This window comes from Ruegeria hyattellae, from assembly GCF_041537925.1.
Classification (GTDB): Bacteria; Pseudomonadota; Alphaproteobacteria; order Rhodobacterales; family Rhodobacteraceae; genus Ruegeria_C.
In genome coordinates, this window is the sequence record NZ_JBGOSH010000021.1 from 1 (window position 1) to 13777 (window position 13777).

Annotated in this window: 20 protein-coding genes and 2 tRNA genes; 20 read left to right on the forward strand and 2 right to left on the reverse strand. The window is 58.4% G+C overall.

What is annotated here, in order from left to right:
* Nucleotides 1-353: 353 nt before the first annotated feature.
* The 3 genes from AB1E33_RS27490 (at nucleotide 354) to AB1E33_RS27500 (ending at nucleotide 1673) form a co-directional block, all read left to right on the forward strand.
* Nucleotides 354-704: a hypothetical protein gene (locus tag AB1E33_RS27490; protein WP_372580417.1), complete on the forward strand. Its 351-nt coding sequence runs from the start codon at nucleotides 354-356 to the stop codon at nucleotides 702-704.
* Nucleotides 701-964 carry a recombinase family protein gene (locus tag AB1E33_RS27495; RefSeq protein ID WP_372580418.1) on the forward strand — a complete coding sequence of 88 codons (264 nt, stop codon included), beginning with the start codon at nucleotides 701-703 and terminating at the stop codon, nucleotides 962-964. The genes AB1E33_RS27490 and AB1E33_RS27495 overlap by 4 nt, the downstream gene beginning before the upstream one ends.
* A gap of 91 nt (nucleotides 965-1055) precedes the next feature.
* A complete protein-coding gene (locus AB1E33_RS27500) occupies nucleotides 1056-1673 on the forward strand; it encodes a recombinase family protein (protein ID WP_372580419.1) in 618 nt (205 codons plus the stop codon).
* Between the two features lie 571 nt (nucleotides 1674-2244).
* Here AB1E33_RS27500 and AB1E33_RS27505 read toward each other — a convergent pair.
* A tRNA-Thr gene (locus tag AB1E33_RS27505) sits at nucleotides 2245-2319 on the reverse strand.
* A gap of 84 nt (nucleotides 2320-2403) precedes the next feature.
* On the opposite strand from AB1E33_RS27505, the gene AB1E33_RS27510 reads away from it, so the two are divergent.
* The 16 genes from AB1E33_RS27510 to AB1E33_RS27585 all read left to right on the forward strand — a co-directional run bounded on the left by AB1E33_RS27510 (nucleotide 2404) and on the right by AB1E33_RS27585 (nucleotide 12654).
* Entirely contained in the window at nucleotides 2404-2559 is a 156-nt protein-coding gene (locus AB1E33_RS27510) for a hypothetical protein (protein WP_372580420.1), read from the forward strand.
* 6 nt (nucleotides 2560-2565) lie between these two features.
* Nucleotides 2566-3831, forward strand: coding sequence for a UDP-N-acetylglucosamine 1-carboxyvinyltransferase (gene murA, locus AB1E33_RS27515; RefSeq protein WP_372580421.1), 1266 nt, complete (start codon nucleotides 2566-2568; stop codon nucleotides 3829-3831).
* The gene (locus tag AB1E33_RS27520; RefSeq protein WP_372580463.1) at nucleotides 3831-4307 is read left to right on the forward strand and encodes a DUF2948 family protein; all 477 of its coding nucleotides are present in this window, start codon (nucleotides 3831-3833) and stop codon (nucleotides 4305-4307) included. Before murA ends, AB1E33_RS27520 begins: the two co-directional genes overlap by 1 nt.
* Entirely contained in the window at nucleotides 4304-4828 is a 525-nt protein-coding gene (locus tag AB1E33_RS27525; RefSeq protein WP_372580422.1) for a GNAT family N-acetyltransferase, read from the forward strand. Before AB1E33_RS27520 ends, AB1E33_RS27525 begins: the two co-directional genes overlap by 4 nt.
* A gap of 48 nt (nucleotides 4829-4876) precedes the next feature.
* Nucleotides 4877-6178, forward strand: coding sequence for a histidinol dehydrogenase (hisD, locus tag AB1E33_RS27530; protein ID WP_372580423.1), 1302 nt, complete (start codon nucleotides 4877-4879; stop codon nucleotides 6176-6178).
* A 5-nt stretch (nucleotides 6179-6183) separates the two neighbouring features.
* Nucleotides 6184-6663 carry a UPF0262 family protein gene (locus tag AB1E33_RS27535; RefSeq protein WP_249713430.1) on the forward strand — a complete coding sequence of 160 codons (480 nt, stop codon included), beginning with the start codon at nucleotides 6184-6186 and terminating at the stop codon, nucleotides 6661-6663.
* A 3-nt stretch (nucleotides 6664-6666) separates the two neighbouring features.
* Nucleotides 6667-7125, forward strand: coding sequence for an arsenate-mycothiol transferase ArsC (locus AB1E33_RS27540; protein WP_372580424.1), 459 nt, complete (start codon nucleotides 6667-6669; stop codon nucleotides 7123-7125).
* Nucleotides 7122-7523 (forward strand): ketosteroid isomerase-related protein, encoded by a 402-nt coding sequence (locus tag AB1E33_RS27545; protein WP_372580425.1) that lies wholly within the window; start codon nucleotides 7122-7124, stop codon nucleotides 7521-7523. The genes AB1E33_RS27540 and AB1E33_RS27545 overlap by 4 nt, the downstream gene beginning before the upstream one ends.
* Nucleotides 7524-7555: 32 nt before the next feature.
* Nucleotides 7556-8137 (forward strand): GNAT family N-acetyltransferase, encoded by a 582-nt coding sequence (locus tag AB1E33_RS27550; protein WP_372580426.1) that lies wholly within the window; start codon nucleotides 7556-7558, stop codon nucleotides 8135-8137.
* Nucleotides 8138-8161: 24 nt separating this feature from the next.
* Nucleotides 8162-9037: a carbon-nitrogen hydrolase family protein gene (locus tag AB1E33_RS27555; RefSeq protein ID WP_372580427.1), complete on the forward strand. Its 876-nt coding sequence runs from the start codon at nucleotides 8162-8164 to the stop codon at nucleotides 9035-9037.
* 169 nt (nucleotides 9038-9206) lie between these two features.
* Nucleotides 9207-9425: a translation initiation factor IF-1 gene (gene infA / locus AB1E33_RS27560; protein WP_005978431.1), complete on the forward strand. Its 219-nt coding sequence runs from the start codon at nucleotides 9207-9209 to the stop codon at nucleotides 9423-9425.
* Between the two features lie 11 nt (nucleotides 9426-9436).
* The gene (locus AB1E33_RS27565) at nucleotides 9437-10015 is read left to right on the forward strand and encodes a Maf family protein (protein ID WP_372580428.1); all 579 of its coding nucleotides are present in this window, start codon (nucleotides 9437-9439) and stop codon (nucleotides 10013-10015) included.
* Nucleotides 10012-11034, forward strand: coding sequence for a ribonuclease E/G (locus AB1E33_RS27570; protein ID WP_372580429.1), 1023 nt, complete (start codon nucleotides 10012-10014; stop codon nucleotides 11032-11034). The genes AB1E33_RS27565 and AB1E33_RS27570 overlap by 4 nt, the downstream gene beginning before the upstream one ends.
* The gene (locus AB1E33_RS27575; RefSeq protein WP_372580430.1) at nucleotides 11031-11213 is read left to right on the forward strand and encodes a DNA gyrase inhibitor YacG; all 183 of its coding nucleotides are present in this window, start codon (nucleotides 11031-11033) and stop codon (nucleotides 11211-11213) included. The genes AB1E33_RS27570 and AB1E33_RS27575 overlap by 4 nt, the downstream gene beginning before the upstream one ends.
* Nucleotides 11214-11292: 79 nt before the next feature.
* Nucleotides 11293-11367 (forward strand) — tRNA-Phe (locus tag AB1E33_RS27580).
* A 99-nt stretch (nucleotides 11368-11466) separates the two neighbouring features.
* Nucleotides 11467-12654 carry a tyrosine-type recombinase/integrase gene (locus tag AB1E33_RS27585; RefSeq protein ID WP_372580431.1) on the forward strand — a complete coding sequence of 396 codons (1188 nt, stop codon included), beginning with the start codon at nucleotides 11467-11469 and terminating at the stop codon, nucleotides 12652-12654.
* Nucleotides 12655-12663: 9 nt separating this feature from the next.
* Here the strand turns inward: AB1E33_RS27585 and AB1E33_RS27590 are convergent, their stop codons facing one another.
* Complete coding sequence (locus AB1E33_RS27590; protein ID WP_372580432.1) at nucleotides 12664-12957, reverse strand: hypothetical protein; 294 nt, start codon at nucleotides 12955-12957, stop codon at nucleotides 12664-12666.
* A 162-nt stretch (nucleotides 12958-13119) separates the two neighbouring features.
* On the opposite strand from AB1E33_RS27590, the gene AB1E33_RS27595 reads away from it, so the two are divergent.
* Nucleotides 13120-13488, forward strand: a complete 369-nt coding sequence (locus AB1E33_RS27595) for a hypothetical protein (RefSeq protein WP_372580433.1) — start codon at nucleotides 13120-13122, stop codon at nucleotides 13486-13488.
* Nucleotides 13489-13777 lie beyond the last annotated feature (289 nt).

Sequence of the window (13777 nt, forward strand, 5' to 3'; positions counted from 1 at the left end):
GGATGTCTTTGACGACCCGTTCGGCCGCCGGTTTGTCGGTTCCAACTTTCAGTCTCATCTTCACTCCTTGACGGTTCAGATGAGCCAGAAACCTTCCGTTATGCAAATACTCTAATCAGGCCCAAAGGTGCTGATCACGGACATACGAGACGGGCAAATCGCTCGAAGAAAAATACCACAGGCCCAAAGTGGAAGCTGCCCGGCAAGAGCGAGAACAATCTCGATCTCAAAGCCGAGTTCAAAGCATGTGATTGAGTGTCTATGGGGTGGGCTTATTCTAAGTGGCAATCCTCTGTAACCCGCAGAAATTAGGGGTTTTCACGGTTTATGATACAATACAAGAAGGTGAAAAAATGGACGGTAAACTGAATGATGAGTTGGGCCGTGAAGGCCTGAATGTCGAGTTCGACACATCCGCAAATCCGATTTTGTCGGTGGATGTGGAGCGGTATCAACAGTACTTGGATGATACTGATCTGAGCGAAGCAGAGAAGGCTGAATTTCTGCAATCTCTGTGGCAAGTCATCATCAGTTTTGTTGAACTGGGTTTCGGTGTGCATCCGCTTCAGGAAGTTTGTGGAAAAAACACCGGCACCTGCAGTCTGTCCACCGATGACGATTCAGATGCGGTAAGCTTAGAAACCCCCAAAGATGACGAAGACGCTCGCGCGGCAAACAGCGAGGGTGGTTTGGAGCTAGAATGAAAGATGAGTATTCAAAGAGCACGGATATGACGCGGGCATTGGTTTACTGCCGCGTGTCATCGACCAAGCAAAGGCTTGAAGGCAGTGGGCTGGAAAGCCAAGAGCAGCGCTGCCGTGCCTATGCTGATGACAAGGGCTACGTTGTAGAAGGCGTTTTTCCCGATGATGTGAGTGGCGGTGGCGACTTCATGCGTCGCCCCGGCATGGTTGCTTTGCTCAGCTTTTTTGATGCTCAAAAAAAGGCAAGCCCTACGTCGTAATCTTCGATGATTTGAAGCGCTTTGCCCGCGATACCGAATTCCATTTGAAGCTGCGCCGCGAGTTCGCGAAACGCGGGCAACGATTGAATGCTTGAACTTTCACATTGAAGATACGCCTGAAGGCAAGTTCATCGAGACAGTAATCGCGGCACAGGGCGAGCTCGAACGTGAACAGAATCGCCGCCAAGTGGTTCAAAAGATGAAAGCGCGTGTTGAGAACGGCTTCTGGGTTTTCCGCGCGCCTGTCGGATATAGATATGTCGCTGCCCCTTCCGGTGGCGAAAAAATTCTGGAACCTGATCCAGGACTCGTCCCCATCGTGACTGATGCACTCGAAGGCTATGCGTCAGGTCATTTTGGTTCTCAGGCAGAAGTTCAGCGCTTCCTTGAACGCAGCCCACACTTCCCTAAGGACAAACCGGACGGCACACTTCGTCCGATGACCGTAAACAGGCTACTGAAGAAAGTTGTTTACGCGGGCTACGTTGAAGCGCCGAAGTGGGGTGTCAGCACTCGCAAAGGTCAGCATGATGGTTTGATCAGTTTCGAAACATTCCAGAAAATCCAGGATGCTCTTGAAGGGCGTAAGCGACGCTATCCGGCGCGCAAAGATCACAACGAGGACTTTCCGTTGCGCGGGTTTGTAGCATGCGACTGCTGTGGCAACGCGATGACGGCTGCTTGGTCGAAAGGCAAGTACCTCCACTAGGCGTACTACCGGTGCGAAACGCGTGGCTGCGAGGCTAAGAGCAAATCGGTTCCCAAGGCGAAACTGGAAGAAGGTTTCGCGGAAATCTTGAAGGGCCTGCAGCCTGCTAAAGAACTCTTCCAACTTGCCAAGGTAATGCTTCGTGACGCGTGGGATATGCGCTTCGCCATTGCGCTTGGCGAGAAAGAGGCGGTGCAGAAAATGTTGGAAGGTACCAACCGTCAAATTCAAAGCCTGCTCGACCGGATCGTGGATGCGAACAACGCCTCTGTCGTGAGCGCCTATGAGGCGCGTATCGACAAGCTCGAACGCGACAAGATCGCGCTTCAAGAAAAGATCGACAGTGCGGTGCCTGATAAGGGACGGCTGGAGGATTGTATTGAACTTGCCATGAGATTCCTATCAAGTCCTTGGAATATATATAAAAATGGTGACTACACTATGCGCCAAACTGTGCTCAGATTGGCGTTTTCAGAGCCATTGCGATACGGCCAAAATGGTGTGTATGGAACTCCAGAATTGTCGTTCCCTTTCAAATACTTAGGGGCGATTTCGGGATCAAAAAGCGAGATGGTGCTGCTGGAGAGAATTGAACTCTCGACCTCTCCCTTACCAAGGGAGTGCTCTACCTCTGAGCTACAGCAGCGTCGTGGGCGGCTCTCTAGACCGAATGGTTGAACGGTGCAAGGCCTATCTGGACGGTTTTTTGCGGCTGCTGTAGAGAAAGGGAATGGCAGAGCAAAAACCATCCGAAAGCCGCCGGAAACCCGCCGCTTCGCGTGAAGACCGGCTGAAATCCGCGTTGAAGGCCAACCTAGCGCGGCGCAAGGCGCAGGCGCGCAAGCGGGCGGATGGGCAGGACAAAAACGAGCAGACAGAAAGCTGAGGGCAGATGGATTCGATTCTTGTGACGGGCAATGGCCCGCTGAATGGGCAGATTCCCATTGCCGGGGCGAAAAACGCCTGTTTGACGCTGATGCCGGCGACGCTGCTCAGCGAAGAACCGCTGACCCTGACCAACGCACCGCGGTTGAGCGACATCAAGACCATGACGCTGCTGCTGCAGTCGCTGGGGGCCGAAGTGTCGTCGTTGCAGGACGGGCAGGTCTTGGCGATGTCGAGCCACGATCTGAACAGCCACACAGCCGATTATGACATCGTGCGCAAGATGCGTGCCTCGAACCTTGTGTTGGGTCCGATGCTGGCGCGGCTGGGGCAGGCGGTGGTGTCGCTGCCGGGCGGCTGCGCTATCGGGGCGCGTCCGATGGACCTGCATATTGAAGCGCTCGAGGCGCTGGGGGCGGAGATCGAACTCCGGGACGGATACCTGCATGCCAAGGCGCCCGGCGGGCTGAAAGGGGCGGTGCATGAGATGCGGTTTGCCTCGGTCGGGGCGACTGAAAACATCGTGATGGCGGCAACCCTGGCCAAAGGAACGACGGTACTGAAAAACGCCGCGCGCGAGCCCGAGATCGTCGATTTGGTCGAGTGCCTGCGCAAGATGGGCGCGCAGATCGCGGGCGAAGGCACCTCGGCCATCGAAATCCAGGGCGTCGACCGGCTGCACGGCGCGACCCATCAGGTGGTGACCGACCGGATCGAACTGGGGACCTATATGTTAGCCCCGGCGATCTGCGGGGGAGAGGTAGAATTGCTGGGCGGTCGGCTGGACCTTGTCGGTGCCTTTGTCGAGAAACTGGACGCAGCCGCCATTGACGTGACCGAGACCGACAAAGGGTTGAAGGTCAGGCGCCGCAATGGGCGGGTGTCGGCGGTGGATGTCACGACCGAACCGTTTCCCGGCTTTCCCACCGATCTGCAGGCGCAGATGATGGCGCTTTTATGTACTGCCGAAGGCACCTCGGTGCTGGAGGAAAAGATCTTCGAGAACCGCTTCATGCATGCGCCGGAGCTGACGCGGATGGGCGCGCAGATCGAGGTGCATGGCGGCACGGCCACGGTGACGGGGGTTGAGCGGCTCAGGGGTGCGCCGGTAATGGCGACCGATCTGCGGGCGTCGGTTTCGCTGATTCTGGCGGGGCTGGCTGCCGAGGGCGAAACCGTGGTCAGCCGGGTCTATCATCTGGACCGCGGATATGAGCAAGTTGTGCGTAAGCTGGAAGGCGTAGGTGCAAGAATAGAACGGATCAAAGAGTGATGGTGGACGCAAGTTTCAAGGACGGAAGAGAGGCCCCGCTGAACCTGGGCGCGCAGGATGCCGAGGATTTGCAGGTCATCGCATCCCTGTCGCAGGACGCGGTGTTTCCGATAACCGAAATGTCTTGGCGCGCGAAAGAGCGGCGCTTTGCCATCCTGATCAACCGGTTCCGCTGGGAGGATCGCGACGCCGCAGAACTCCGGAAGCGCGCCTATGAGCGTGTTCAGGCGCTGTTGGTTTTTGACGATGTTCAGTCGGTGGCAAGTCAGGGCGTCGACCGAAGCGAGGCGGATATGGTCATGTCGCTGCTCTCGATTACGTTCGAGCCGGGCGAGGACGGCGCAGGCGAGATCGTGCTGACACTGGCGGGCGACGGGGCGATCCGGCTGCGCGTCGAAGCCATAGAAGCGACGCTCAAGGACGTGACGCGGCCCTATATCGCACCTTCCAAACACGCCCCGACCCACCCGGAATGATTGAGGCCCGGTCCCTTACATCTGATGATGTCGGGATCTGGCGCGCCCTTCGGAACGAGGGCGCGCGCCTATATCCCGCAGCATTCATTGTCTCATATGAGGAAACCGCCGCGCAGCCCGAAGAGGTCGATGCCCGCATGTTGGATCAGGGCGGCCGGTTTGCGGCTTTTGATGGAGCCGCCGCGGTGGGGATCGCCGCGCTGCGTCCAGAGTTTTTCGCGCGGTGCCGCCATCGCGGCTCGATCGGCCCCTTCTATGTGACAACTGCGGCCCAAGGCGGTGGTGCGGGGCGTGCGTTGATGAAAGCGTTGATCGATCACGCCGAGGCAAATGGCATCTGGCAACTCGAGCTGTATGTTGCCGCCGATAACCCTCGGGCCATCCGGTTTTACGAAAGCTTTGGGTTCCAACGGCAGGGGCTTCTTCCCAATGCGGTGATCTTGGTCGATGGGGCGCAGGACGACCTGTTCTACACCCTCGACCTGCGGGACGTCGAAAACACTGCGGCGCATAAGGCTTGAGGCCGCGCGAAACCGCAGGTATTCGGGCAAGGCAAAGGGGAATAATCGATGCCTGTATTTCTGGACACATCCGCGCCCGGTTTCGAGGCGGAATTCAGCGCGTTGCTGAGTGCCAAGCGCGAAGACAGCCCGGATGTGGATGCGGTTGTATCCGGCATCATCGCAGACGTGCGGTCGCGAGGCGACGCGGCGGTGATCGAGCTGACGGCAAAGTTCGACCGGTTGGAGCTGACTCCCGAGACGCTGGCCTTTTCACCCGATGAGATAGACATGGCCGTCAGCGATGTCGCGCCCGCAGATCGCGCAGCGCTGGAACTGGCGGTGGATCGGATACGGGCCTATCATCAGAAACAGATTCCCGAGGACGCCAGTTGGCAGGATGCCTGCGGTGCCACGCTGGGCTGGCGCTGGACGCCGGTATCGGCGGCGGGGCTTTACGTGCCGGGAGGGCTGGCTTCGTACCCGTCTTCGGTTTTGATGAACGCAATCCCGGCCAAGGTGGCGGGGGTTGAGCGGCTGGCGATCACGGTGCCCACTCCCGATGGCGTGATCAATCCACTTGTGCTGCTGGCCGCGCAATTGTCGGGCGTGGACGAGGTCTATCGCATCGGTGGGGCGCAGGCGATTGCGGCGCTGGCCTATGGCACTGATGCGGTTGCCCCAGTCGACAAGATCACCGGCCCCGGCAACGCTTTTGTGGCGGCGGCCAAGCGGCGGGTCTTCGGCAAGGTCGGCATCGACATGATCGCGGGCCCGTCGGAAATTCTGGTTATTGCCGACAAGAATAACAATCCGGACTGGATTGCGCTGGACCTGCTCAGCCAGGCCGAGCATGACGAAAGCGCCCAGTCGATTCTGATCACCGATGATTCCGGTTTTGGCCGTGCGGTGGGTGGCGCGGTGGATGCCCGCCTGCAAACGCTGGAGCGCGCCGCGATCGCCGGCCCGTCTTGGCGCGACTTCGGGGCCGTCATCACGGTCCGCTCGCTTGACGAGGCAGCCGCGCTGTCGAACCGCATCGCACCCGAGCATCTGGAGCTTTGCGTGGCCGATCCCGAAGCTCTTTCGCAGAAAACCGTCCATGCGGGTGCGATTTTCCTGGGCCAGTACACGCCCGAAGCCATCGGCGATTACGTCGGTGGGCCCAATCACGTACTGCCAACGGCGCGTTCGGCGCGGTTCTCGTCCGGGCTCAGCGTGTTGGATTTTCTCAAACGCACGACGCTCAGCCAGATGACTCCGGTCGCACTTCGTGCTATCGGGCCTTCGGCCGAAACTTTGGCCCAATCCGAAAGCCTTGAGGCGCATGGTCTGTCCGTGCGGGCGCGCCTCGATCAACTCAACAGGTGATGCCCATGTCGCGTATTGTCGATATTGCGCTGGACGACGCTGGTCTGCCGCCACCAACGCCCGAGATCGAGCAGGAGCGGCGCGTGGCCGTGTTCGACCTGCTGGAGGATAACAGCTTTGTGCTGCCTGCGCGCGATGACCGTGCGGTGCCCGATGGCCCATATCGGGTGAACCTGTCGATCCGGGAGAAGCGGCTGGTCTTTGACGTCAACACCGAAGAAGACCAGAAAGCGGCCGAGTTTCACCTGTCTCTGGGGCCGTTCCGGCAGGTCGTTAAGGACTATTTCCAGATCTGCGAAAGTTATTTCAACGCGGTCAAGACACTGCCGCCCAGCCAGATCGAGACCATCGACATGGCCCGGCGTGGCATCCACAACGAAGGCAGCCGGGTTCTGCAGGAGCGGTTGGAGGGCAAGGTCGCGGTCGATACCGACACTGCCCGCCGCCTCTTCACGCTGATCTGCGTGCTGCATTTCGGAGGCTAGGGCGTGACGGACCTGCCGCAGTCGATCCTGTTTTGTTGCGATCACAACGCGGTTCGATCCCCGATGGCCGAGGGGATCATGAAGAAATTCTATGGCACCGGCACCTATGTGCAATCCGCCGGTGTCCACAATGATCTTGAGATCGATGGGTTCAGCATCGCCGTCTGTCAGGAGCTGAATGTCGAACTGAGCCGCCATCGCTCGCGCAGCTTTGACGAGATGGAGCAATGGGGCGACGACCTCAGCTCTTTCGATCTGGTCGTGGCTCTGTCGCCCGCCAGCCAGCGCCGGGCGCTGGAACTGACGCGGTTCTTTCATCTGGATGTTGAATACTGGCCGATTATGGACCCGACCGGTCTGGGCGAGGGCCGCAACGATAAGCTGACCCATTACCGGCAAGCGCGCGATCAGATCATCAAGCATCTCAAAGACCGCTGGGGCGAACCGACGGAGGTACAATGACGGAAACGGTGAAACGCTATTTCGAGGCGTTCAACGCGGGCGACGTAGCTGGTATGCTGGCTTGCCTGTCCGATGACGTGGCCCATCACGTGAACGAAGGACATATACGGGTCGGCAAGGATCAGTTCGCCGCCTTCTGCGCCCATATGAACCGCTGCTACAAAGAGGAACTGACCGACATGGTGCTGTTCGAGGCCGAAAGCGGCACCCGCGCGGCGGCGGAATATGTGGTCAACGGCACCTATCTGGAAACGGATGAAGGGCTGCCCGCCGCCGCTGGCCAGATCTATCGCCTGCCTGCCGGGTCGTTCTTCGATCTGTCGGACGGGCTGATCAGCCGCGTGACGACCTACTACAATCTGGCCGACTGGACCAAGCAGGTTTCCGGCGCGGGCTGACATCAGCCCCTACGCCAGAGGGAGGAGCCAAAATGCATATCGAAGCACTGAGCGGTCAGAAGCTTGTGGACACGCTGGAGGATGTGGCAAAGCTGCGGATCGAAGTATTCCGCGACTGGCCCTATCTCTATGACGGCGATCTGAAATACGAGCATGAGTATCTGAAATCTTACGCCGAATCCGCCTCGGCCATTCTTGTCGGGGCCTTTGACGGCGACAGGCTGGTGGGCGGCTCGACCGGGATGGCGCTGCTCGAACATTCCGACGATTTCTCGGCCGCCTTCGAAGGCACTCACCTTGACCTGAGCCAGATATTCTACTGCTCGGAATCGGTGCTGTTGCCGCAATACCGGGGCCAGGGGATAGGGCATCAGTTCTTCGATTTGCGCGAAGACCACGCGCGCGGGCTGGGCTATGCGAAATCCGCGTTTTGCGGCGTAGTGCGCCCTGCGGATCATCCCGCGCGAGCGGCGGGTTACCGCCCGCTGGACGGGTTCTGGACCAAGCGCGGTTATCACAAACTGCCCGGTGTCATCGCGCAGTTTTCATGGAAAGACCTTGGTGATGACGTGGAAAGCCAGAAAAATCTTCAATTCTGGATTCGCGACCTCTGACATCACCACAGCCGGAGACCCGTCTTGAAAATCGCCACCGCCGCCTATCCGCTCGACTGGCTCGACAGTTGGGCACAGTACGAAGACAAGATCTCGGCCTGGGTCGCGGAAGCGGCAGGGCAGGGGGCCGGGTTGCTGGTCTTTCCAGAATATGGTGCCATGGAGCTGTCGACACTGGCGGGTGCTGCGGCGGCGGGTGATCTGGCGTGCTCTATCCAGGCAGTGTCCGAACGAATGCAAGAGGCCGCATCGTTACATTTGCGGCTGGCCGCCGAATACCGGGTGCATATTCTAGGCGCTTCGGCGCCGGTGATGGACGCAAACGCCCGCCCGGTCAATCGTGCCGAGCTGTACACACCCGATGGCCTGCGGGATCATCAGGACAAGCAGATCATGACCCGGTTCGAGCGCGAGGATTGGCACATCGCGCCCGGCGGCCCACTGAAACTGTTCGACACCACGCTGGGGCGGGTCGGCATCCTGATCTGTTACGATTGCGAGTTTCCACTGCTGGGCCGTGCGCTGTGCGATGCTGATCTGCTGCTCGTGCCCTCCTGCACCGAAGCACTTGCAGGCTATTGGCGGGTGCGGATCGGGGCAATGGCGCGTGCGCTGGAGAATCAGTGCGTTTGTGTGATGTCCTCGATCGTGGGTGACAATGCGTGGTCCGAGGCGGTTGATCGGAACACCGGCGCTGGCGGGGTGTTCGGCCCGCCTGACAGGGGATTCCCCGCCAACGGAGTGCTGACCGAAGGGCAATTGAACAGACCCGGTTGGACCTTTGCCGAGGTGGACCTGGCCAAAATTGCCGATGTGCGGCGTGATGGTGCCGTCCTGAACCGCGCCCATTGGTGCGAACAGGACGAGCGATCAGTGGCTCATCCGGTGGTTCTGCAATAGGGCGCCGCGCACGGTCAGGCGGGCCCAATCCGGTCCTAAAGGGTGGCGTGGCGGCCTTGCCCAAAGAAAACAGGGGAAACGCGGCAATGACACCTTGAAAAACGGGGCAAATGGGACCATTTAAGCGCACGGCCTGCATCTGAGCGGGCAAAACTGTAATGGAGACAACATGGCCAAGGAAGATACGCTCGAATTTCCCGGTGTCGTGAAGGAACTCCTGCCTAATGCGACGTTTCGGGTCGAGCTGGAAAACGGCCATGAGATCATCGCACATACGGCAGGCAAGATGCGCAAGAACCGCATCCGTGTTCTGGCTGGCGACAAGGTTCAAGTCGAAATGACCCCCTATGATCTGACCAAGGGTCGGATCAACTACCGCTTCAAGTAACGCCGTTTTCAATGGCGTTCATTCTCGGATCGGGCAGCCCCAGACGGCTGGACCTGCTGGCCCAGCTTAATGTGCAGCCCGATGCCGTGTGCCCTCCCGATATCGACGAAACCCCTTCCAAAGGCGAGTTGCCGCGCCCCTACTGCGTGCGCATTGCCCGGGAAAAGGCGTTGGCAGTCGAGGCGGGCGACGATGACCTTGTGCTCTGCGCCGATACCACCGTTGCAATGGGGCGGCGGATAATGGGCAAACCTGCCGATGCGGGTGAAGCGGCGCAGTTCCTTTATGCGCTCTCGGGGCGTCGTCACCGGGTGATCACCGCCGTTGCCGTGCGCAGGGGCGAACATCTCTGGCAGCGCGACGTTGTAAGCAGCGTAAAATTCAAGCGGCTCTCGGACCCCGAGGTGAACGCCTATCTTGCCACCGGTGACTGGCTGGGCAAGGCTGGAGCCTATGCGATCCAGGGTCCCGCTGGAGCTTTTGTGCCATGGATCAGCGGCTCGTTTACCGGTATCGTGGGCCTGCCGCTCGCTGAAACCTCGGCGCTGCTTCAGGCGGCGGGTTATCCGCTATATTGTGAGGCCTCATGAAGGGACGCACGATCATTCTCGACCATATCCGGGGCCGCGAGGCTGCCGCGCTGCTGGTCGACGGTCAGCTGGACGATTTCCTGATCGCCACGGACGCGCCCGCGCCCGGCACCATCTACCGCGCCCGCGCCGACCGCCCTGTAAAGGGGCAGGGCGGCATGTTCCTGACCACACCCGACGGCCCGGCCTTTCTGCGTCAGGTCAAGGGGCTGGCCCCTGGCGTGCATCTGCTGGTGCAGGTCACCGGTTATGCCGAGCCGGGAAAGGCAATCCCGGTCACCGCAAAACTGCTGTTCAAGAGCCGTTATGCCATCGTCACGCCGGGCGCACCGGGGCTCAATGTCTCGCGCAGTATCCGAGATGACGAAGAACGTGACCGCCTGCAGGAAGTCGCTCATACCGAGATGGGTAAAAGCGGGTTCGGCCTGATCCTGCGGTCCGCCTGCGTTGGCGTGGATGCCGATGAGATCGCCGAAGATATCGCACAGATGGCCAATCTGGCCGATCAGGTCCTGCAGGATGATGGCGACGCGCCTGGCTTCTTGACCGATGGTGACGGCCCGCATGTACAGGCCTGGCGCGACTGGACCGATCCGGCTGACGTTGTCACCCAGCCAGGCGCGTTCGCTGAGCATGGCGTTCTGGACCTGCTCGACGACGCGCTGTCGGCCCGCACCTCTCTGCCCGGAGGAGGGTTTCTGTTCATCGAACCCACGCGCGCGCTGGTCGCCGTTGATGTGAATACCGGCAGCGACATGTCGCTCGCGGCAGGTCAGAAGGCCAATTTCGCGTGCGCCAAGGCACTGCCTCGGGCGCTGCGCGTACGGGGGCTTGGCGGCCAGATCGTGCTGGATCTGGCGCCGATGGCCAAGAAGGACCGGCGCGGTTTTGAAGCGGTACTGCGCGCTGCCCTGCGTGCGGATGGCGAGGAGACATCACTGGCGGGCTGGACCCCCCTGGGTCATTTCGAATTACAGCGCAAACGTGGTCGCATCCCGGTTGCGGAGATGCTGAAATGAGTTGCCCGAATTGTGGTCGGGACACCCAACAGGCCTATCGCCCCTTCTGCTCGAAACGCTGCGCCGATCTCGATCTGGCCAACTGGTTCAATGGCAGCTACGCGGTCCCCTCAGTCGAGCCAGAAGACCCTGAAGACGCGCCGCAAGGGGCCGGCGAAACGCCGCTGCGCCCACACTGAAAAAAGATCAATTAGCCTCTGGACACCGCCTGAGCCTACGCATAGAACGCCCCCACCCAAAGGACCAAACCTTTCCCGTGCCCGGGTAGCTCAGGGGTAGAGCAGTGGATTGAAAATCCTCGTGTCGGTGGTTCGATTCCGCCCCCGGGCACCACTAACTCACTGAATTAGTTGGTAAATTTAGATCGTTGATCCTTCGAATTTTCAGCCGTAAAAGTTATACACAGTTATACACTCCTCCGACGGGCTGACCTTGGCCAAAGATTCAAAAAACCAAATCTCCAAGCTGAAACGCCTCCGAAAGGGTCTGGCGATCTACAAGACGAGTCGCAGCCCCTATTGGTTTATTCGTCTGAGAGACCCGATAGCGGGCAAATATGTCCATCGGTCATCCAAGGAAGAATCACGGCTTGAAGCCAGTGAAGTGGCTTATGAGTTTGCTGACACGTTCCGCAGCAAAGCCAACAGCGACCATGCCAAGAAGAAAACCACCAGCTTTGAGCACTATGCGAAAAAGCTGATGGGAGTGCAGAAGGGCAAATCGAAATGGTCGGATGGTGACAACAAGCTGCTGAATCGATCCAAGGATGGTCTCATCTGCTATTTCGGAAAGTACGATGTCAGTAAGATCACCACAGGGATGGTTCGGGATTATCTGATTCACCTCGACGAGAACCGTCCAAAGCGGTTAGCAGAATCGACCAAAGCCAAGCACACCATCATCATTCGTAAGGTCCTGACGCTGGCAGTCGAGGATGGTCTACTGGATGTGCTGCCGGTGATGCCGAAGCAAAAGACTGTTGATACGCCTCGGCACACATTCACCGATGACGAATACAAGCGGTTCATGAAGGCTGCCGGTGAATGTGCCAAACGGGGTGATAAGGTACGTGGTGTTGAGATTGCCGGCCACCATGCCAAGATGTTCCGCTTTGTGGTCCACACCTTCCTCCGTCCGACTGAGGGCGAACTGTTTGGCCTCAAGCATAAGGACATTCAGATTAAGGGTGCCCCGGCTCATCTGGAAATGAATGTGCGGGGCGGTAAGACTGGTGGCCGGATAAGCGTGACGATGCCTCTGGCTGTTCCGCTCTACCATGCCATCCTGAACCCATTCGATGAGAAGGGGCCAGACAGGAACGGCTATGTCTGGATGCCGGAATACCCAAATCGAACAACGGCGATTAACACGGCTCGGCGAATCTTCAACCACATATTGGAAAAGGCCGATCTGCTGGATGAGGATCGTAAACTGTCACCATATTCACTTCGCCACTATGCGATCCAAGCACGGCTCAGAGGGTCTAATGGCAAGGTTAATCTCCACACCCTTGCCACGAATGCTGGCACGTCTGTGGATCAGTTGGAGCGGTTCTATCTGAAGAACATGGCCCCTACGAAGGAACTCATCGAGAACTTGCAGTACAAGGGCGAAACTTAAGCCGCTTGCCTATTCAAGTGGTCGCTTGCGAGCCGCTAACCATCTTTTTTCACGACGTCGCAACTCATCGGCCAGGATGTGGAGGCCGTACATCAGGACCAAGAATACGGCAAAGGCAAAAATTCCTAAAAGTGGCGAATAGAAAAAGAGGAATGGAGAGCTGGTCAGGGCCACTATCGCAACCCCAAAGACGGCCAACATGCTTACAATGATGTGCAATATTGATCTTGTAGCGAAACCCCACATGTTGGAGTTCTCAATTTTGGAACGCAGCAACAGAATTTTTTGTAGCCCAGAGATCATTCATCTATTTTGCCACACGGGGTGCGGTCATTCAATAAATCGAAATGTACTTGTTCGCAGTTAAGGGGGCTAAGTCCTGCTGACCTGCCATTTGCAGTTCTTGAATCCGTTGTCTGTAATCGTGAGCCATAGGACGCCGTTGGGGTAGCAAAGGAGACCCCAATGGCACTTGAAAAGCAATTCAATTTGGAAGCAGCGGAAAAGCCCAAAACGACCCAGCCTTCCCATCAGCGACGTCAGAAATTCATCGCAGCCATCGACAAGCAGTTGGCAGGAATGGCGGCTGGGGAAGCCAGCAATACCTCGAAAAGCACTTGGGTCTGGCAGTCGAGCAAAGGGGATTGGTTCATCTCGCCAAGGTACGGCAAAGCGTCTCTGGAACTGGCTCCGGGCCTGTCGGCGATCAAATGCACGGACGCAGAAGACGTGGTGCAAAACCTCGAAAAGCTGAAGTCCCTCACGAGTGACGGCAAGTTGGATGCGGTCCTTGAGACGGCTGCAACAGCAATCCGCAGCCGGTTCGGAAAGTGACATCTGCCGGTTGCATGGAACACTCACACGGTCCCGTTGGGCTCGGATTGAGCGCAATGGGACCTATTGCTTTCCGATTTGTGCCAACCACGAGCAACAAAACCAAAACCATGCGAAGCACTTCACGAAGTGAAGTAGGCTAGCCAAGCGGTAGCTGGACGATTGCGATGGGTGGCAAGCGTTGATTCCATAGAGGTCTGTCAGGTCCAGAGGGATAGCAATGGGATCAGGATCATCATCCAGCCTGTCCAATGGACGAATAAAATCTCCAAGCACATGCGAAGCATTT